Origin of the sequence: Candidatus Nitrotoga arctica, from assembly GCF_918378365.1 — a bacterium.
GTDB classification, from domain to species: domain Bacteria; phylum Pseudomonadota; class Gammaproteobacteria; order Burkholderiales; family Gallionellaceae; genus Nitrotoga; species Nitrotoga arctica.
This window is the reverse complement of record NZ_OU912926.1, coordinates 2,276,380-2,297,397: the sequence shown is the minus strand read 5'-3', so window position 1 is coordinate 2,297,397 and position 21,018 is coordinate 2,276,380. Positions and strand designations below refer to the sequence as shown.

Below are 21,018 nucleotides of genomic sequence, written 5' to 3'. Positions count from 1 at the left end.
GCTCGCGAATGCCCACACCTCAGATGAACAATGCTTGAATAAGATAACTCAAAATTATATCCAATCCTAATCCAGCACTGGATTGCCATTGATAAATATCGCAAATTCTTCAGCTAGTAGCGGGTGGCTAAAATAATAACCTTGAATCTCATCGCAGCCTCGAGTACGCAAGAAATCCAGTTGTTCCAACGTTTCCACTCCTTCTGCGATGACCTGTAATTTAAACTGGTGACCCAGACTAATGATAGAACGCACGATAGCCGCATCATTTTCATCAGTAGCAATGTCACGTACAAAGGATTGGTCCACCTTTAGTCGATCGAGCGGCATTTTCTTCAAGTAACTAAGGCTAGAATAACCGGTACCGAAGTCATCTATGGCTAATTGCACTCCCAGCTCATGCATCTGGGCCAGGAAAGCCATGGACGCTTGAGCCTCGTTCATCATGACGCCTTCGGTAATTTCCAACTCCAAGTCCTTTGGATGTAGCCCCGTTTCTTCTAGTATAGCGATGATCATTTGCGCCAGTTGAGGCTGACGCAGTTGACTGATGGATAAATTAATAGATATCGGGAATAAGGACATCCCCTGCCGCCTCCATTCGGCCAGTTGCGCGCAAGCTGTGCGCAGCACCCATTCCCCGATAGGTATAATCTGCCCGGTCTCTTCGGCCACCGGAACAAATTCTGCTGGTGCAACGAAGCCCTTTTCTGGATGCTTCCAGCGCAGTAATGCCTCTGCACCGCACACCATCCCGCTGATTAAATTTGCCTGGGGCTGATAATGCAATATAAATTCATTGCGTTCCAACGCCAAGCGCATATCATTTTCCATAGAAAATAGTTGATTGGCACGGAAATTCATTTCCGGCGCAAAAAACATGAAGTTGCTGCGGCCCTCGGCTTTTACACGATACATCGCCACGTCAGCATGCTTGATCAACGTATTGATTTCGTCTTCACTGTCCGCATTGTCAGGATAGATACTGATGCCGATGCTGGCGTGGGTGGCGATTTGCAGGGTGCCGACATCACAAGGAATAGTCAGCGCCTTGAGTATCTTGCCAGCCACGCGCGCCGCGCCCTTTGCATCAGTCTCACGCAGCAATACGATAAATTCGTCGCCGCTGATACGTGATACGGTATCTACCTCACGCACACATTCCTGTAAACGTAGCGCCACGACTTGCAATAATTTGTCGCCCACCGCATGCCCCATTGAGTCGTTTACATATTTAAAGCGATCAAGATCGATAAATAGCAGTGCAAATTTATGCTGGTCACGATGTGATTCAGCGATCAGTTGCCCAAGACGGTCATGCAGCAAGGTGCGGTTGGGCAGACCAGTCAACACATCGTAGTAGGCAAGGGACTGAATGTGCTGCTCAGATTCCTTGCGTTTGGTAATGTCAACCCTGACCGATATGTAACGTACAATTTGTCCGTTGGCATCTTTGAGTGGCACGATAGTGCTATCCACCCAATAGAGTGCACCGTTTTTTGCGCGGTTACAAATTTCACCGCGCCAGATGTCACCACTGGCGATGGTAACCCACATCTCGACGAAAAAAGCGCTTGGATGCGTCTCGGAATTAATGATACGGTGGTCATGGCCGAGCATCTCTTCCCGGCTGTAGCCGCTGACTTCACAAAATTTGTCATTGGCCTGGATGATGCGCCCGAAAGGGTCGGCAACGGAAACGAGGGCGTGCTGGTCAATTGCCTGGATGTAGCTGATTAACTCTGCGGAACTTCGCTCGGCGTCTTCTTTGGCACGCAACAGCAAACTTTGAGTTTTCTTGCGTGCTGTGATGTCGTGGATGAAGGCGCAGAACTCATATTTACCCTTTTGTTTGACCGGAGATATTGCCAATTCGATGGCAAATTGATGGCCATCGCGATGCAAGCCTGTTATCTCTATACGCTTATTCAGGACGGCTCCCTTGCCGGAAGCTAAAAAATGTTTCAAGCCTTGAATATGCGCATTACGATATTGCGGCGGGATGATCAGATCGTGCAGCATGTGTCCGATGGCTTCTTCCCTGGCCCAGCCAAAAATTTTTTCTGCCTGGCCATTCCAGCCAGTGAGTATGCCCTCGGAATTCATTAACACCACGGCGTCCGGGGCAGCATCAATAATGGTGCGCAATCTCGTATCGATTTCGACCAGCTCCATTTCCTCCAGCTTTTTGCTGGTCACATCCTGAACCACACCCAGCATCTTCAGCGGCGTTCCATCTGTATCGCGTATCACACCGCCGCGCTGATGTAGCCAGCGTACCGTGCCATCCGGCCAAATAACTCGGTGCTCTATGTTGTATCTAGCGCTTTCTTCAACACAGCCATTCATGGAATCGATCATGTACTGACGGTCATCCGGATGTATGCTGCTCAGGAAGTCGTCATAAGTACCATTCTGTTTTCTTGCAGGACAGGCCATAAGGACGGAAATATGATCGCACCAATATAGTTTGCTAGTGCGAATATCCCAATCCCAAGTGCCGATCTCGCCATACATCAGACTAAGGCGTAGGCGCTCCTCGCTCTCGATTAATCGTTCATTCATCTTCCGCGCAGTTCGAAGAGCGCGTTCCCGGCCCTGCACCAGCAATCCTGTGAGTAGGCCCAGCAATATACTTACAGCTAAGCCAACCACGACAATGGATTGTGCTTTTTCTTTGACTAACTGTGCCTCAAAGCGGGGGAGAGAGCTAATAGCCATTGTCCAGGTGTGGCCAGCAATTTCAAGGCGCTTCGAAGCATGAAAGAGCGAGTCCATCTTGATGTCGTTTTTATTGGTGTTGTCTGTTGCATGCATTAGCGTCTTACTCGACATCTCCTCGCTGTCGTGGATTTTGATGTCGATGTCAGGACTGCTCGCCCCGAGAATGCCACGTATAAGATCATCCATCCGAAACAGAGCAAAGACCCAGCCAACAAGATTGGCGCGACGCTCAGCCAAGGTTGCATAGGGTGTCCCGTTTTTATAGATAGGCAGATACATCACAAAACCAGCCTGCGCGCTTTCGCTATTTTCCTGTATCAGTTTCGTCTTGCCGGTGATAACGGCTTTATTGTTGTCACGCGCTTGCTCCATTGCGGCACGGCGCACCGGATCGGAATACATGTCGTAACCCAAAGTACGTCGATTACCCTCTAAGAATGGCTCGATGTAGACGACTGAGGTGGTGATGTCTTGCTTCTCATTAGGAGGGCTGGGGTATGCGGGGAAGCTTTCCTTGGAGACGGTGGCAATGTGGTTATTTTGCTTCGTCGTAGGGGTGATCAGCGAAAACCCCACACCTTGAATACCAGGGAAGCTCTCCACAATATGTTGAGCACCGATATAGGCATGGAACTCGTCCCGCTCTACGCTGATGGAAGCTGCGAATAAACCTTGTGTACCCCGCAACGCTTGTTCATAAGACTGCATGCGTTGTTCAATGCGGTTGCTGACATCAAGTAAACGGAAATTGAAATTATATTGCAACTCCCGTACAGCTTCGTAGTGCGCATTTTTCCACAACTGATGGGTTACAGCTAAAGAAATAATTACTACCAACCATGGTAGAAATCGGATAGCAGGAGACCATGATAATAGCTGTTGAATAGGATTAATGCGGGATGCAGTCAATGGTTTCACCACGTTAATAATTTAGCATCATATTTTGTATGAAAACTCCATAATTGTAGTGTGGCTGAACGCTGAACATAGTTACTCTAAGGGGTCTTTAAGAAATCACTTTTTGTATCTCATGAATAATCATTTTGAATATTACCTTACGACAATCTGTAGAAATACTTTAAGGCACTCCATGGTTTCCTGAAGGCATATGCGATTCGGTTTTTTATGTGGCATGGGTTATGGAACGCAATGTAATTTAGTGTGTCTCTACAATCCAGGTTCTATCCTCTCTGCTGCATTGCATTGTTTAAAATATTGACTAGGTCAGAAGGTATTTGCAAAGTTCTGCGCTATTTTTAGATGCCTAAAATAAATATCCCGGTAAACCGGGATATTATTCGAAATGAAATCAAGTATTAACTTAGTGCTGCAACGCCTTGATTATATCCTCGACTACTTTTTTGGCATCGCCAAACACCATCATGGTTTTGTCTAAATAGAACAAATCATTGTCCAGTCCAGCATAGCCGACAGCCATACTGCGTTTGACTACCAGAATAGTACGCGCCTTGTGCGCATCAATGATCGGCATGCCATAAATAGGGCAGTTCGGGTCAGTCTTGGCTGCAGGATTCACCACGTCGTTAGCACCGATGACCAGCACCACATCAGTATCGGCAAATTCGTTATTGATCTCGTCCATTTCAAATACTTGATCGTAAGGTACTTCAGCCTCAGCCAGCAATACGTTCATATGCCCCGGCATGCGTCCGGCCACAGGGTGGATGGCATAACGCACTTTGACGCCCTTCTCGATTAAATGCTCAGTCATTTCGTTGATTGCATGTTGTGCCCGCGCCACTGCCAGACCATAGCCCGGGACGATGATGACGCTATCCGCATTGCCCATCAGGAACGCAGCGTCATCCGCACTACCGCTACGTACCGGCCGCTGCTCGACCTCGCCAGTCCCCACTCCGCCATCACCACCACCAAAGCCACCAAGAATTACATTGAAGAAGGAGCGGTTCATTGCCTTACACATAATGTAAGAAAGAATCGCGCCAGAGCTGCCGACTAACGAACCGGCAATAATCAGCATATTATTATTTAGGGTAAAGCCAATGCCTGCTGCGGCCCACCCGGAATAAGAGTTAAGCATGGATACCACGACGGGCATGTCCGCTCCACCAATCGGCAAAATCAGTAATACTCCCAGCGACAGTGCTAAAGCAATCATGATCAGGAATGGCGTCCAGCTTTCCGTAAAAATGAACATGATGCCGAAGGCGATCATGACAACACCCAGAAACAGGTTAAACCAGTGCTGTCCAGCAAAATGCAAGGGCTTGCTGCCGAGTTTGCCGGATAGTTTTCCGAAAGCGATAATGGAACCGGTGAATGTAATCGCACCAACAAACGTACCGATGAATAATTCAATCAGGTTGCTGGCGTGCAGCGGTGAGATGCCATAGGCGACTGGATTATAAAACGCGGACATGGCGACCAGCACCGCCGCCAGACCGACCAGCGAGTGCATTGCCGCTACCAATTCCGGCATGGCAGTCATTTGAATGCGCCGGGCGACTACCGCACCTATCGCTCCGCCCACGATGATGGCAAGCGCAATATAAATCAGGTTCTGAGTGATAGTCAGTGTGGTGAGCACCGCAATGGCCATGCCTATCATGCCAAACATATTTCCGCGCCGTGCGGAAATGGGAGAACTCAAGCCTTTCAGCGCCAGGATAAACAGAACTGCGGCGATCAAATAGGCTAATGCAACAAAATTTGCCGACATAATTTTTCCTTGATTATTTTTTGTAACGGCTTTACCTCGCAAATCAGGTGAAGCATCGTGATGCTCAACAAATAAAGTAGGGAGCTATTACAAATTAATGGCTGATATCGCTCCGCTGTACTTTTTGCGTCTGAACATCGACGTTCTCGGCTTATTTACTTTTCTTTTTGAACATGCTCAGCATGCGCTGTGTTACCAGAAAACCCCCGAATACATTAATTGCCGCCAGCATAACTGCGACTAACCCCATTACTGTGCCAGCGTCGAGTTGCTCAGGTCCCGCCGCCAACATGGCACCGACGATGATAATGCCGCTAATTGCGTTGGTCACTGCCATTAGCGGTGTATGTAGCGCAGGCGTGACATTCCATACCACGTGATAGCCAACCACCACGGCCAATACGAATACGGTCAGATTGATAATGACAGGATCAATTGCACTACTCATTTCAAAACTCCTATGTTGAGATTGGCAAGTCTTAACCTTTCCCAGCTCATTTTCTGAGAGGGAGGGGTTAATGTATTTATTTAATAACTACTTCTCCGTCGATACACAGCAGCGATCCGGCGATAATGTCGTCAGTACGATTGATGTTCATCTTCCCGCCGTTCTTGGGGTCGCATAGTAAATTGAGGAAATTGAATAGATTGCGTGCATATAAAGCGCTGGCATCTGCAGCAACCAAAGCAGGTAGGTTGTCTTCACCCACCAATGTGATGCCATGCTTAACCACCGTCTTCCCTAACTCGGACAATGGGCAATTGCCGCCTGCTTCAACAGCCATATCCACGATCACGGAACCTGGCTTCATGGATTTGACCATATCCTCTGTCACCAGCACTGGTGCGGTTTTACCGGGAATCAATGCAGTGGTAATGACAATATCGGCTTGCGCCACACGTTTGGCAACCTCTCCCTTCTGACGTTCCATCCAACTGGCGGGCATGGAGCGGGCATAACCGCCAACGCCTTGGGCAATTTCACGCTCCTCGTCAGTTTCATAAGGCACATCTATGAATTTGGCACCCAGGGACTCCACTTGTTCTTTCACTGCAGGACGCACATCGGAAGCCTCGATTATCGCACCCATGCGCTTGGCAGTGGCGATAGCTTGCAAACCAGCCACACCCACGCCTAATATCACCACGCGCGCAGCCTTCACAGTTCCGGCAGCCGTCATCAACATCGGCATAAACCGTTTATATAAATTAGCCGCCACTAGTACCGCCTTATATCCGGCAATATTAGCTTGCGAAGACAGAACATCCATAGCTTGCGCGCGTGACGTGCGCGGCAGCTTTTCCATGGCAAAAGCGGTGATTCCCTGCTTAGCGTAGGCCGCAACCAAGTCCGCCTGAGAAGGTGAAAGTAAGCCGATCAGCACGGTTTTGGCGGCCAGCTTTGCCAGCTCGTCTTCAGTTGGAGCTTTCACTTTAAGCATGATCTCCGCTTGAGCATAAACTTCCGCGGCGCTGACCAAGGTGGCACCTGCTGCCTGATAGTCTGCATCGGGAATACTCGCTCCTGCTCCGGCACCCTGCTGCACCATGACCGCATGACCAGCGGCCAGCATCTTTTTTACCGTTTCGGGTGTTGCCGCGACACGTGTTTCACCTGCGTGCGTTTCCGTAGGAATGCCTATACGCATGAAACATCTCCCCTTTTAAAAATGCCCGGGTATACCGGGCACATGAACCCATAATTAAATAATTTTATCATCAAGATGTGCCTGTCAATATGTCATCTTGTTCTAGGCAATGCGCTATCCATTGTGCGGTAAGTTTTTCCTGCACGGTATTTTGCTTGAGCCGGGCATTCAACCCGGGGAAATTTACACAGTCTAGTCTCTGATCCTGGTTGAAACAGGAAAATACATAGGTCTTTTCCCCGGTCGATATATCGAAGTGCTCCTGAATGCACTGGCCGCAAATCTCTTTCATCATGCATTGCATGGGTGAATTGATGGAACCAAAGGCGTGGTGATCCGGTTTCATATAGGGTTTCAGCTCGTTATGACGGGCCGCCGCAACCGCAGCCATCATCCTGTCTGAACCAATCGCAATGATGCGATCGGCTTGATTCACCGCGATGTCTGGCTGCCCTAATTCGCCGCTGGCATAGGCTTTGATGGCTTGCACGATGTTGCCTACATAAGTTCGATCTTGGGGACGATTCGGTATAAATCCGGGCGCTTCATCGCTGCACCAAATCACCACATCAGCGGCCATTTCAATGTCTTCCACCTTGTAACGATCTATCATTTTTTTGTAGCCGGCAAAGTAAAGAACTTTAGAGCCGGCGCTACGGAATGCCTTGCCGATGGAAAATAGTACGGCGTTGCCCAAGCCTCCACCAGCCAGCAACACTATTTCCCCCGGAGCAATCTCAGTGGGCGTACCAGTTGGCCCCATAAGCACTACCGGTTCACCGGGCTTCAGCATTGTACATAACTGCGACGAGCCGCCCATTTCCAGCACAATAGTAGAGAGCAAGCCTTGCTCGGCATCAACCCAAGCGCCGGTCAGGGCTAAACCTTCCATGACCATGCGCGTACCATCAATTTGTGCGGCATGAGTCTCGTAATTCTGCAGGCGATAAAATTGTCCTGGTTGAAAGCTGCGCGCCGCGGCAGGGGCTTTGACGATTACTTCGACAATATTGGGGGTAAGACGGACCACTTGATGTATGGTGGCGCGCAGATCGTTGCCCAGGCGTGCAAGAAATTCTTGATTATTCTCTTTTGCTGCAGCGGCCACCTGTGACAGCACCTTGCTCAATACCGGATAACCCTGTTTCGCACTGCCCATGGCTTTGACCACGTTGCCGGAATAAGAAGGATGCAGGTCACCGAAAAAACTGATGAAGCGGCCATCATGGTACTTGTATTGAAGTACTTGTGCCTTGGCCGGTTTGGCATTGCTACGCTCTGGTCTTACCGGTTCCCCTTGTTCGTCACATGCCTGGAAGTAACGTCCATCAAGCTTGAAGTATTCTGGAAACTCGCGGGCCAGCACTGTGTTCGGTTGGGTGCCCGCAGCTACAAAGATGGTGCGCGCCGGCAGATGTATTTGCCCGGCTTTCTGCCAGGCTCCCTCGGCATCTAATACCTGGTTCATCACCACCATGGCAGTCGCATCGCCATTCACATCCACCTCTACACGCACCGGGGTCAAACCTTCGGCAAAATAAATTCCTTCCTCCAGAGCCTTTTCCACTTCCTCATGATTGAGGGTATATGATGGGCTGTCGATCAGGCGCTTGCGATAGGCCAAAGTGACCCCCCCCCATGATTTGATAAGCTGAAGGATATTGGGGTTACGTCCTTCGATCGAGGCCAGAGTCCGCTCCGCGCGTATAGCTCGAGCATGACTCAAAAACTCGTCGCCTATAATTGCTTCAGCCGCCGACCACATGCGGCGCAGTGCCGCTTCACCCTTTTCTGCTACCAGCATTTCGTAGCGGCAAAGAAATTTCTCAACTTGCACCGGGTAATAGGCCAGAGACTCAGTGGCTGTATCAATAGCGGTCAAGCCACCGCCGATTACCACAACTGGCAAGCGAACTTGCATGTTGGCGATGGAGTCAGGCTTGGCGGCACCCGTCAATTGCAATGCCATAAGAAAATCCGATGCAGTGCGAACACCGCATGCCATGCCGTTTGGTATATCGAGCAATGTCGGACGGCCAGCGCCAGCAGCCAGTGCAATATGATCGAAGCCCAGCTCAAAAGCGCTTTGGGCAGTGATTGTTCCACCAAAACGCACACCGCCAAATAGCGCGAACTGTGTGCGCCGCTCCAGCAGCAGGCGAATGATTTTAAGAAAATTCTTATCCCATCGGACCGTAATGCCATACTCGGCCACCCCGCCAAAACCGGCCATGACCCTGTTATCCAGCGGCTCCCTCAATTCGCTTGCATCATAGACCGGGCTAAACGCCACTCGATTACCACCAGCATCTACGCCAGATAAATCGCCCGGCAAGGGCTCGATTTTCAGCCCGTCGACACCGGCAACAATATGGCCGTCGTTCATTAAATGATGTGCCAGCGTAAAACCGGCAGGACCCATACCGACCACAAGCACACGCTTACCTGTGGCAGCACGCGGATAGGGGCGACGAATATTGAGCGGATTCCAGCGGGTGAGCAGGCTGTAAATTTCAAAGCCCCACGGCAGTTCCAGAACGTCCTTCAATGACCGCGTCTCAGACTGTGGAATATTGACCGGCTCCTGCTTTTGATAAATACAGGATTTCATGCAGTCATTGCAAATACGATGACCGGTTGCGGCGCACATCGGATTATCTACAACAATGACAGCTAAAGCACCCAATGCCAGACCGGAAGCTTTAACTTTATGGAATTCTGAGATTTTCTCATCCACAGGGCAACCTGCGAGCGGAATGCCGAAAGTACTTTTCTTAAATGGAGGGGGAGCACCCGCCACGCTTTCTTTTTCTCGCAGCCCGATCGAGCATGAGTCCTTGCCTTGTTCATGGCACCAAATGCAGTAATTAGCTTCACCCAAGGCGCCCGCCAAGTCCGTACCATTATCCGTAAGGGCGAAACCCTCGCGCTGGCGCAGATGGCTATCCGCAAGGCGATGCGCGGTATATGAAACATTTTCAACGGGAACGATAGGCACCAGACGCTGAAAGTCGAGCTTGGCAGGAAGCTTGAACAACACACCATGCCCGTGACGTTTTTTCCCCGCCGTGGTAAGTGCCGCCCAAGCTGCGTAACGCATGGCGGTATCAAGCTTGTCGATATTTTCTGCCTCGGCATCAAGCCAGCCATTAACGTGCCGGGCAAAAAGCAATTCACTCATCTCACCAGTAGCATCGCCGAAAGCCTGTAACAAGGCTGCCGCAAGGATATCACCATCGAAAGCCGCGGCATCAGCTGCCTTGTACTTGTGTATTGCTTTACGCTGCACAAAAATACGTTTGCAGTGGAACAGCGGCGCTAGCTCGTGGTGTCGTTCCGCCAACTCGCGTACCGCAATCTGAATATCAAATAATTGACCAAGAAAATCTTCCAGATGTGGGGCCAGATTAATAATGAGCTGCGATTCTTCCAGATGCGTCAGATTGTCCGGTGCATTACGCGCTGCCGCCAGTCTTTCAGCCAGTAATGGTTCGCTTTCAGCAAGTTCAGCCAGAAAACAAGAGTCGATGCGGGGTAGCCCATCGCAGCTGTAGAGATCTTCAAATTTCATTCCGAACCCCAGTTTTAAAACTGGGGGCGGAGCGACTCCACTATCAGTACCTGTGCTACTTTGCTCAGAATTTAAGCTTTCCATGCAGTGCAAACTCCTAAATTTATTATGCGCTGTGAATTTTAAAGCGGGGAGGTCATCCACCCAGCTGCAAGCGAGACACCTTGCTTACATGCGGACAAAACGTCTGTGCTCCAGTCCAAGCATATTAAAAAAGCCCGGTTATACCGGGCAATAATAATTTATATTAACTTATAATTATACGATTTTATTAGCATAAGATTATACGATTTTATCTTCGCCACCGCACTGCCATAGCGTGAAAAAGTTATAATTCATTGTCCGCAACCTGAATTATTTTATATGTCCGCCATACAGCTATTACCTGATCTGCTCATCAACCAAATCGCTGCTGGCGAAGTTATCGAACGTCCTTCTGCCGCGCTTAAGGAGATGCTGGAAAACAGTCTGGATGCGGGTGCCACTGAAATCATCGTGCAGCTGGAAGGCGGCGGCGTAAAGCTGCTGCGTGTGCGCGACAATGGTAATGGTATTGCGCCAGAAGAGTTACCGTTCGCCCTGATGCGTCACGCGACCAGTAAGATTGCCTCATTAGCCGACTTGCAGCGCGTCGCCAGCATGGGTTTTCGGGGCGAGGCTTTGGCCAGCATGGCGGCAGTGGCGCAGGTAACGCTTACCAGCCGCAAGACGGAAAACTCACATGCTTGGCAGATTCAATCCGGGGATGGCACACAGAGCGAAGTTATTCCTGCTGCGCACGCTCAGGGCACCAGCGTGGAAATACGCGAACTGTATTTTAATACCCCGGCGCGACGCAAATTTCTCAAGTCCGAAGCCACCGAGCTTGCTTATTGTGAGGAAACCTTCAAGCGCATCGCACTGTCACGCCCGGATGTCGCCTTCAGCCTGCAACACAACAACCGCATGATGTGGCAATTACCCATGCTGCCACGCTCAAGCTGTGTACCTTTCACGTCGATCTCCCAGCTTCCTGAAGTAAGTTGGGAAGAAAAAGCAGATGCATTGCCAAAGCGCATCGAAGCCATGTTAAGCAAAGAATTTGGGCAAAGTGCGGTGCCCGTCTCACGCAAGGCGGCTGGATTGCATTTATATGGCATGGCTTCTTTGCCTGCATATTCGAAAGCATCACGCGAAGCTCAATATTTTTTTGTGAATGGACGTTTTATCCGCGATAAGGTAGTCGCCCATGCCATCCGACAAGCCTATCAGGATATCCTTCATCACCAGCGTCATCCCGCCTTTGTGTTGTTTCTAGATATGCCGCCAGAATTGGTGGACGTGAATGTGCATCCGGCCAAGAGCGAAGTTCGCTTTCGTGAGAGCCAGGCCATTCATCAATTCGTGTTTCATACGCTTCAACAGGTGTTGAGCACGCCTGTGGCTCTGACAGAAAATTCGTCTGACCTATCAAATCAACTAGCCCAGGTTTCATCCGTGCAACGAACCACGTCGATACAACAGCCAATGCAGCAGCCTTTGCGGTTGCACATGGCATCACAGCCGCTGGCTTTTTACGATGCTCTTTTTGGAAAGAAGGAAAGCAGGGGAGGGGAGGAGGAAAAATTCAATGACGCGCCCTTTTTAAATACTCACTCCCAATCTTCCTCATCAGAAACTGAAATTCCGCCACTCGGTTTTGCACTAGCGCAACTTGCTGGCATCTATATTTTGGCCCAAAACATACATGGGCTGGTCGTAGTGGACATGCACGCCGCCCATGAGCGTATCGTATACGAGAGACTTAAAACGGCACTTGACGGGCAACAAATTCCCATGCAGCCGTTACTAATCCCGGTGAGCTTTACTGCCGAGGCATTGGACATTGCCACAGCCGAGGAAGAGCACGCAGCTATTGCACAACTGGGTTTTGATATCGCTCCATTGTCGCCGACAACTCTGGCAGTGCGTGCCATGCCTGCTATGCTTAAACAGACTCACGCCGAAGCTGCCGCACGTGATGTATTGCATGAAATGCGTGAATACGGCGCCACTCGGGTGCTGACCGAACGACGTAATGAACTGTTGTCTACGCTGGCCTGCCATTCCGCTGTGCGGGCCAATCAAATTCTTACCGTGCCTGAGATGAATAATATCCTGCGTGAAATGGAACGTACAGAACGCTCTGGCCAGTGCAATCACGGTCGTCCGACTTGGTTTCAAATGAGTATTGCAGAATTGGATACGCTGTTCATGCGAGGAAAATGAACACACTGCCTCCCGCTCTTTTCCTTATGGGTCCTACCGCCAGCGGAAAGACCCAGGTGGCTGTAGAACTGGCCCAGCAGCTACCAGTAGAAATTATTAGCGTTGATTCCGCGCTGGTGTATCGGGATATGAATATCGGTACTGCCAAACCCGAGGCTGCCGTCCTCGCTCGTGCGCCGCACCACCTGATCAATATAATTGATCCAACCAATGCTTATTCCGCCGCCGCTTTTCGCCATGACGCACTACGTCTGATGAAGGACATCACGCAACGCGGGCGCATTCCTTTGCTGGTGGGCGGCACCATGTTGTATTTCCGCGCCTTGCGCTTTGGTCTGAATGAACTACCGCAGGCCGACTCTAAAGTGCGTGCTGCTTTGGACGAGCAATCTGACCGTCTCGGTTGGCCTGCCTTGCATGCCAAATTAGCCCAGGTTGATCCGGAAACGGCAGCACTTCTAAAGCCAAACGACGCGCAGCGTATCCAGCGTGCGCTGGAGGTTTATCAACTCTCCGGCCAACCAATGTCCACGCTGTTTAAGCAGCAAAACAAATATCCGCTGCCTTATCACGTCATGCAGATTGCGCTCATTCCAAGTGAACGTAGCAAGTTGCATGCACGTATCGCCACACGATTTGTTGCCATGCTTAAACTTGGCTTGGTAGATGAATTGCTCGCACTTAAAGAAAAATATTCTTTGCATTCCAACATGCCCTCCATGCGCTGCGTAGGTTATCGTCAGGCATGGCAATTCCTCGCCGGAGAAATAAACGAAACAGAGTTATTGGACAAAGGGATCGCCGCCACACGTCAGCTGGCTAAACGTCAGCTTACCTGGCTGCGCGGCATGCCGGAAATCATCGAATTTGATTGCTTAACCCACAATCTTGCGCAACAAGTACTCGTCGCTGTGCGGCAGCTACATAAAATTTAACCTGCTGCGTGGGTGAAGAATTTTGTATTGAAAAAATCAGGAATTCAGTTTATCGGGAGCGTATTAGTCTTTCTCTTGCGCACCGATCATAACCTTCACTTCTTCTGGCTGCATGTGCAGGAGTTTGCCGATATCAGTATAGTCATCGGGCAGAGCTGCATCATTCCAGCCATTGGCAGAATGGCGCGCAAGATTGACGGCGAGAAAGACATTACGCACGCGTTGCTGATTGGCACATTCGCCATCCATCAGCGTGATCAACAGCTTGGGTAGTGACCATTTGGATGCCAATGCAGATTGCAAATTAAATAATGCAAAGCCCAACACCCGTTCCTGCGCAACATTACTACGCAATGTTTTATCCTGTTGTTGCAGGGCACGGATTTTCAGCATATCTACAGGTGCAAAACACCACATTAGCAGTTCGGTAATATCAAATAATAATGCAGCGATGCGAACTTCTTCAAAATGCATATCACTCAAGCGCACCGCCCAATCCACAGCGAAAGTGGATGCACGGTTTGAACGGTGTATCACTCGCAATAAGCAGCTTAAGGCATCCATCTGCCCGCTTAGAACTGTTTCCGCCAGCGGTTCTGCCGGCACTTTTTTAAAAAACGTATCGAGACCCAACATCATTAATGCTTGATCCACCTGCATCACTTCATGCTCTTGGCTGGCGTGCTTTTGCTGCTGCAGATGGCGCAGCAGCTTGACGGTCATCATTGGGTCAGAATTAATAATATAGGCAACACCCCGCGCACTAAGGTTTTTTTCATGTTGGCGCAATGCAGACAGATTGCGTGCGGTTTGTTTCAATACCGGAATATCGACTTGACTGAAAAAGTCTACCCACTCGGCCAGTCCCCACATTTTCTGATGTTGCATAACATCTCCTTACCATTACTAACCTATCGAATATCTCGGCTCTTCAGAGTAAATCTTTAGGAAGAAGATATTGCGTTGCGATCAAGTCCAAGATTACCTTGGAGCAGATGCATTAGGCCATGGTTGCAGGTGTGCTCATGAGTGTAGTGTTGGCAGACGAAGGTCATGGAAATGAAACCGCCAACGCCAAATGTCAGCCACGTTCAAAGATTACGTCCCCAAGGGCAGTTTAGCGCTCAGTGTCAGGTACAGGACTCAATCATGACACTATGCCTGGCTTGAGTGTCGCACTCGTAAGTGTTTCGTGACAATGTTCTCATTACAATTAGATACGTACGATATTACATTTGTGAGATAGTAAGATTAGTGATTAAGGTTGCCCACTTGTACCTCTACCAAAGTATTTAGTACCCATCCAGAACGCTCATTGCTGGTCTGAACGTGTAGCCAGTCACCCAGATAGGCGTGCGCAGTTAGCGCGGAACCTTTTTTTAGTGCACCAAGCTTAACTGCACTGCCAAATGGCTCTCGGCGCAGCTTGATGTTGCTCTTGGCGCGTAACGGAATGGGGACATTGAACGGTATCATTACAAGGCGTGGATCTGATGCCTTGCGGGTGCGGTTATCCATCACCATGTCGATAAATTCTCGTGTCTGCGCCGTGTGGTCCATGGCTGTGCCGTAGTCTCCTTTGGCGTAGGACGCCGTAGCGGCATCAAGGAGACGTTGTGCTTGCAGTGTTTGTTCGGGCGCTGTGATCTGGGATAACTTTAAACTTGCCAGAGCTACTTCTACTTCCGCGATAGATGAGGCGGCACCGGGCTGTGTGGCTAGCCGCCGTAACCTCACCTGGTCGCGAGTGACTTGACTGGTGGTTTCCTGTAACGCTTTGGCCTGGCCCTGCTGACGAGCGTTCAGGTTTCGGATTAACACCTCTTTTTCCGCCAATTGTTGCTGCAGACGTTCGATTTCACGTTGCAGTACTTCGTTGGGTTCATGCGGCGGAATTGGGGCGGCTACAACAACCGGGATCGGTTTCGGGATGGTGCACCCCGTAATGTTTAAACCTAACAGTGTTATAACTGTTGCGCATAGCATTCGTACCGCCCAAGTCTTGAGCAAGCTATATAGTTTGTCTGACTGTGTCCACAATCTTGTCACTTTGTCACCCTTTATAGTAGGGTACATACCCTACCACAACGCATATTATTGCGCGGCTCAAATTACTTATCTCAACACAAATTATCAAGATGATGTACGAACGAGAATTTCAACTTTCACTTCATCTTTGATAATGAGCTTGCTAGTTTTGTGGTTATGGATGTGGCGGAAGTGGATCCGTTATGGCGCGGGCCGGAGTTGAACAGTCGGAGTTGAATATCAGGCCGAATGCATCAGTGCGACGGTTGTCGGTTGTAATTTTTTCTCGGAAGAGTTAACCCAGCGCTCATACGCTGGCGCAACGATGGTTGTCGGGAGGATTCCGTTATCTGCGATGTGGACATGATTACGCCTCGTCAACTTCCAAATATTGCACGAATAGCTTCTAGTCTCTTCCTGTTCGTTCCAAAATCATTCTTGCCTAGGCGTGACGCAGAGCGCATGTTAATAACGTCAGCCTGTTCATCGAGTGCAAATTCTACGTCATCGGTGAATTTCATTAGACGGCTCTGGAATTCGGCGTATAAATAAGTTGGTTCTGCGGTAATCACCGTTGTGTTATTTATGTTGCGCACTATATTAGTCAGTTTGACAAAGGCGGCTTTACCGTCACCTTGATATGTGAGCGGAGCAATGATGTGGTAGTCGCTGTGCGGGTATAGTGCCGCTTGGCTGGAAATACTATTGGATGATTCTGCAAGAGGTGCTTTTAGCTTGCCATCACGCAGGCCAAGATCGGTTGGACGTTTTCCATTGAATAAGCCAGCCTGTCCCGCAATGATGATAACTACCGGGAGAATGATGAATAGCAGGATGGAAATCTTAAGGATAATTTTGGCCATGATGTAGTCAGCGCAAGGTCATATTATGCACTTTACATTTGAGTGCACTGACATGCAAACGTCGACCCGACAACATTAGTTTCCTCGCGTTCGTACCATACAGTGAAAGGTGGCAGAGCCTGCTAAAGCAATCATTTTGTCTTCTCTATTCACCTCATGAAATTACCAGATTTTTCAATCTCTTAAATGCTGTAATAGTTGAGATGGTAAATCAATTTCGCCTTGCGCCGGCCAATTGGATAATTCCTCCGGAGAACTGTTGTAACCATAGCGGGCGATGACGCAGCGCATTCCGGCAGCCTGCGCCGCTTCCGCATCGCGCTTGTCATCACCCAGATACAGGCAGAGCTTTGGTGCGATTTTCAGCAATTCACTGGCCTTCAGTAGCGAATCCGGGAAGGGCTTGGCACGTGCGCATGTGTCGCCGCTGATCAGGCAGGCAGCGCGCTGTGCATAGCCCAGCGCTTGCATCAGCGGTAGGGTGAAGCGATGGGGTTTGTTGGTGACGATGCCCCACGGCAAGCCACGTTGTTCCAGTACTTCGATCAGTTCCGCCATTCCTGGGAACAGGGTGGTATGGACACAAATATGGCTGGCATAATAATCCAGGAAGCCATCGCGTAAATTCGTAAAAGTTGGCGCGTTTGGCTCAATGTTAAAACCCAGTTTTAGCAAGCCAAGGGAGCCATGCGATGCTTGCGGGCGGATTGTTTCCAAAGGCAAAGGTGGCCTGCCATGCAGGTTGAGCAGATGGTTTAGGGCGGCGCCCAGGTCGGGTGCCGTGTCAGCAAAAGTGCCGTCGAGATCGAACAGTACGGCACTAGTCACGACGACAGGCGAGCAGGTAGTTGACGTCAGTGTTCTGGCCGATTGAGTAGGTTTTATAAAGAGGGTGGTAACTCATACCGCTGATGTCGCTTATGTTAAGCCCTGCATTGCGGCAAGATTGTGCGAGTTCGGACGGTTTGATAAATTTAGCATAATCGTGCGTGCCTCGCGGCAGCAAATGAAGTAAATATTCCGCGCCGATTACCGCGAAAAGGTAGGACTTTGGGTTGCGGTTGAGGGTGGAAAAGAATACGTGACCACCTGGCTTGGTTAGTTGCGCGCAAGCAGCCACGGTGCTGGAGGGATCGGGTACATGTTCGAGCAATTCCATGCAAGTGACCACATCGTAGTGGCCTGGCTGTTCTGCCGCCAGGTCTTCCACGGCGATGTTGCGGTAGTTCACCTGTTGGCCACTTTCCAGCAAGTGCAGTCTGGCAACTTGCAGTGCCTTCTCACCCAGATCAATGCCCGTCACCTGCGCGCCAAGTGTGGCCATACTTTCCGACAGAATGCCGCCGCCGCAGCCGACATCCAGCACAGTTTTGCCGGCCAGGGCCGCGATACGGTTGATATAGTTCAGGCGCAGCGGGTTGATTTCATGTAGTGGTTTGAATTCACTATTGGAATCCCACCAGCGGTGGGCAAGCTGACTAAATTTTTCCAGTTCAAGCGGATCAGCATTGGTCATGATGTGCTCATAAATTCGGAATGAAGGGCAGAATGTAACAAAACTTGTCTTGAACCGCCAGCCAATCAGGCGACTTAATTTCAGGTGCTGCGCAGCAAAGAAATTATGTTTTGGCTCGCTTGAGATGGGCATGTTAAACTTACGAATTGTTTTACAAGAAATTTTAGAGCATCCGCTATACCTATGGAACAATTCGCTAAAGAAATTCTGGTAGTCAGTCTTGAAGGGGAGATGCGCAAGTCGTATCTCGATTACGCAATGAGCGTGATTGTTGGGCGCGCCTTGCCCGATGTGCGTGATGGACTTAAACCGGTACATCGCCGCGCGTTGTTTTCCATGCACGAACTATCCAACGACTGGAACAAGGCTTACAAAAAATCGGCGCGTATTGTCGGTGATGTGATCGGTAAATATCATCCGCATGGAGATACGGCGGTGTATGACACTATCGTTCGTATGGCGCAGACCTTTTCGCTACGTTATCCTTTGGTGGACGGTCAGGGTAACTTTGGTTCGGTGGACGGTGATAACGCAGCGGCGATGCGTTATACCGAAATTCGCATGGCGCGTATTGCCCACGAGTTGCTGGCAGATCTGGATAAGGAGACCGTGGATTTCGGACCCAATTACGATGGCTCCGAGCATGAGCCGCTGGTGTTCCCGGCGCGTTTCCCTAATCTCTTGGTCAATGGTTCAACCGGTATTGCGGTCGGTATGGCGACTAATATTCCACCGCACAATCTAGGCGAGGTGATTGATGCCTGTCTGGCGCTACTGAAAACTCCTGATCTGGATATCGAGCAATTGATAGAATTTATTCCAGCACCTGATTTTCCAACAGCGGGTTTTATTTATGGTTTGGCCGGGGTAAAAGAAGGTTACCGAACTGGTCGCGGACGCGTGGTAATGCGCGCGCGCACTCATTTCGAAGATATCGAAAAGGGGAATAACCGCCAAGCCATCATTATTGATGAATTGCCCTATCAAGTGAATAAAGCCACCTTGCTAATGAAGATAGGCGAGCTGGTGCGCGAAAAGAAAATTGAGGGAATTTCCGAAATTCGCGACGAATCGGATAAGTCCGGAATGCGTGCTGTGATTGAACTAAAGCGCAATGAAATGCCGGAAGTAATACTCAATCAATTGTTTAAAATGACCCAGCTGCAAGACAGTTTCGGCATGAATATGGTGGCCTTGATCGACGGCCAGCCCAAGCTGCTTAACTTGAAGCAATTCCTGGATGCCTTCCTGCGTCATCGGCGCGAAGTGGTAACGCGGCGTACGATATTTGATTTGCGCAAGGCGCGGGATCGGGGCCATATTCTGGAAGGTTTGGCAGTTGCACTCTCCAACGTCGACGAAATTATTGCGCTGATTAAAGCGGCCGCGACGCCTGCGATTGCCAAGCAGGGTTTGATGGCGCGATCATGGCGATCGACACTGGTTGAGGAATTGCTAAGCCGGGTTAGCGATGCATCGCGTCCGGAAAGTCTGGCGCCGGAATTCGGTATGTCAGGGCAGGGTGAGCAGCGCGCCTATCGGCTTTCGGACATGCAAGCGCAAGCTATTCTGGAGCTGCGCTTGCAGCGTTTAACCGGGCTGGAGCAAGATAAAATTGTAAGCGAATATCGCGAAGTGATGGATAAGATCATCGATTTGCTCGATATCCTGGCCAAGCCAGAGCGCGTAACGCAAATTATCATTGACGAGCTGGTTGCGATTAAAGCGCAATACGGCGACAAGCGCCGTAGCGAAATTGTCACCCATACACAAGATATGAGTATGGAAGACCTGATTACGCCGGAAGACGTGGTGGTTACGATGTCGCATGGCGGTTACATGAAAGCACAGCCGTTAGCGGAATATGTGGCGCAGAAGCGTGGTGGTCGTGGCAAACAGGCTGCTCCTCCTAAAGAGGACGATTTTGTAGATAACCTGTTTATCGCTAATACGCACGATTATATTCTGTGCTTCTCCAGCCGGGGCCGAGTGTATTGGATCAAGGTATACGACGTACCGCAGGGTGCCCGTACTGCCCGCGGCAGGCCAATTGTTAATCTGTTGCCGCTGGAAAGTGGCGAGAAGATCAACGCGATTCTGCCGGTAAAAGTATTCTCGGACGATCAATATGTATTTTTTGCCACCGCCAAAGGCACGGTGAAAAAAACCGCGTTATCTGATTTCGCCAACCCGCGCAAGGCTGGCATCATCGCCATCAACCTGGATGAAGGCGATTATCTGATCGGCGTGGCATTGACTGATGGCAAGCATGACGTAATGCTATTTTCCAATGGTGGCAAAGCGGTACGTTTTGACGAAAATGATGTACGTTCCATGGGGCGTGTGTCGCGCGGTGTGCGCGGCATGAAGCTGGCCGCGAAGCACCATGTAATTGCGCTCCTGGTGGCGGGCGATGAAAGCCAGGCGGTATTAACTGCGACCGAGAACGGCTACGGCAAGCGCACGCCGATTTCAGAATATACACGCCATGGTCGTGGTACTCAGGGCATGATTGCGATTCAAACTTCTGCCCGGAATGGCAAGGTTGTCGCGGCTACACTGGTAAACGAGGAAGATGAAATCATGTTGATTGGTACGAATGGCGTACTAATCCGCACTCGCGTCAAGGAAATCCGTGAAATGAGCCGTTCTACGCAAGGCGTGACATTAATTAATTTAGGCAAAGACGACAAACTGGCGGGCTTGAGCCGCATTGCCGATCCTGAGCCGGAAGATCTTTCCCATTTAATCAAACCAGATTAAAGACCAGATTAAAGAATAAAC

At 50.0% G+C, this 21,018-nt stretch carries 13 protein-coding genes; 3 read left to right on the top strand and 10 right to left on the bottom strand.

What is annotated here, in order from left to right:
- Positions 1–66 precede the first annotated feature (66 nt).
- From MKZ32_RS10525 to MKZ32_RS10505, 5 genes are all read right to left on the bottom strand, one after another.
- Positions 67–3,645 (bottom strand): bifunctional diguanylate cyclase/phosphodiesterase, encoded by a 3,579-nt coding sequence (locus tag MKZ32_RS10525; protein WP_239797223.1) that lies wholly within the window; start codon positions 3,643–3,645, stop codon positions 67–69.
- 400 nt (positions 3,646–4,045) lie between these two features.
- The gene (locus MKZ32_RS10520) at positions 4,046–5,425 is read right to left on the bottom strand and encodes an NAD(P)(+) transhydrogenase (Re/Si-specific) subunit beta (protein WP_239797222.1); all 1,380 of its coding nucleotides are present in this window, start codon (positions 5,423–5,425) and stop codon (positions 4,046–4,048) included.
- Between the two features lie 151 nt (positions 5,426–5,576).
- Positions 5,577–5,873, bottom strand: coding sequence for an NAD(P) transhydrogenase subunit alpha part 2 (locus MKZ32_RS10515; RefSeq protein WP_239797221.1), 297 nt, complete (start codon positions 5,871–5,873; stop codon positions 5,577–5,579).
- A gap of 76 nt (positions 5,874–5,949) precedes the next feature.
- Positions 5,950–7,074 (bottom strand): Re/Si-specific NAD(P)(+) transhydrogenase subunit alpha, encoded by a 1,125-nt coding sequence (locus MKZ32_RS10510; RefSeq protein WP_239797220.1) that lies wholly within the window; start codon positions 7,072–7,074, stop codon positions 5,950–5,952.
- A gap of 70 nt (positions 7,075–7,144) precedes the next feature.
- On the bottom strand, positions 7,145–10,645 hold the full coding sequence (locus MKZ32_RS10505) for an FAD-dependent oxidoreductase (protein ID WP_239797219.1): 3,501 nt from the start codon (positions 10,643–10,645) through the stop codon (positions 7,145–7,147).
- Positions 10,646–11,008: 363 nt separating this feature from the next.
- On the opposite strand from MKZ32_RS10505, the gene mutL reads away from it, so the two are divergent.
- Positions 11,009–12,892, top strand: a complete 1,884-nt coding sequence (gene mutL / locus MKZ32_RS10500; RefSeq protein WP_239797218.1) for a DNA mismatch repair endonuclease MutL — start codon at positions 11,009–11,011, stop codon at positions 12,890–12,892.
- The gene (gene miaA / locus MKZ32_RS10495; protein ID WP_239797217.1) at positions 12,889–13,827 is read left to right on the top strand and encodes a tRNA (adenosine(37)-N6)-dimethylallyltransferase MiaA; all 939 of its coding nucleotides are present in this window, start codon (positions 12,889–12,891) and stop codon (positions 13,825–13,827) included. The genes mutL and miaA overlap by 4 nt, the downstream gene beginning before the upstream one ends.
- Positions 13,828–13,890: 63 nt before the next feature.
- Here miaA and MKZ32_RS10490 read toward each other — a convergent pair whose 3' ends face one another.
- From MKZ32_RS10490 to ubiG, 5 genes are all read right to left on the bottom strand, one after another.
- Positions 13,891–14,715: an HDOD domain-containing protein gene (locus MKZ32_RS10490; RefSeq protein WP_239797216.1), complete on the bottom strand. Its 825-nt coding sequence runs from the start codon at positions 14,713–14,715 to the stop codon at positions 13,891–13,893.
- Positions 14,716–15,078: 363 nt separating this feature from the next.
- On the bottom strand, positions 15,079–15,876 hold the full coding sequence (locus MKZ32_RS10485) for an SH3 domain-containing protein (protein WP_239797215.1): 798 nt from the start codon (positions 15,874–15,876) through the stop codon (positions 15,079–15,081).
- Positions 15,877–16,232: 356 nt separating this feature from the next.
- Positions 16,233–16,718 (bottom strand): DUF1499 domain-containing protein, encoded by a 486-nt coding sequence (locus MKZ32_RS10480; RefSeq protein ID WP_239797214.1) that lies wholly within the window; start codon positions 16,716–16,718, stop codon positions 16,233–16,235.
- Positions 16,719–16,892: 174 nt separating this feature from the next.
- Positions 16,893–17,546 (bottom strand): HAD family hydrolase, encoded by a 654-nt coding sequence (locus MKZ32_RS10475; protein WP_239797213.1) that lies wholly within the window; start codon positions 17,544–17,546, stop codon positions 16,893–16,895.
- Positions 17,539–18,234 (bottom strand): bifunctional 2-polyprenyl-6-hydroxyphenol methylase/3-demethylubiquinol 3-O-methyltransferase UbiG, encoded by a 696-nt coding sequence (gene ubiG, locus MKZ32_RS10470; RefSeq protein WP_239797212.1) that lies wholly within the window; start codon positions 18,232–18,234, stop codon positions 17,539–17,541. The genes MKZ32_RS10475 and ubiG overlap by 8 nt, the downstream gene beginning before the upstream one ends.
- 183 nt (positions 18,235–18,417) lie before the next feature.
- On the opposite strand from ubiG, the gene gyrA reads away from it, so the two are divergent.
- Positions 18,418–20,997, top strand: coding sequence for a DNA gyrase subunit A (gyrA, locus tag MKZ32_RS10465; RefSeq protein ID WP_239797211.1), 2,580 nt, complete (start codon positions 18,418–18,420; stop codon positions 20,995–20,997).
- Positions 20,998–21,018: the final 21 nt, after the last annotated feature.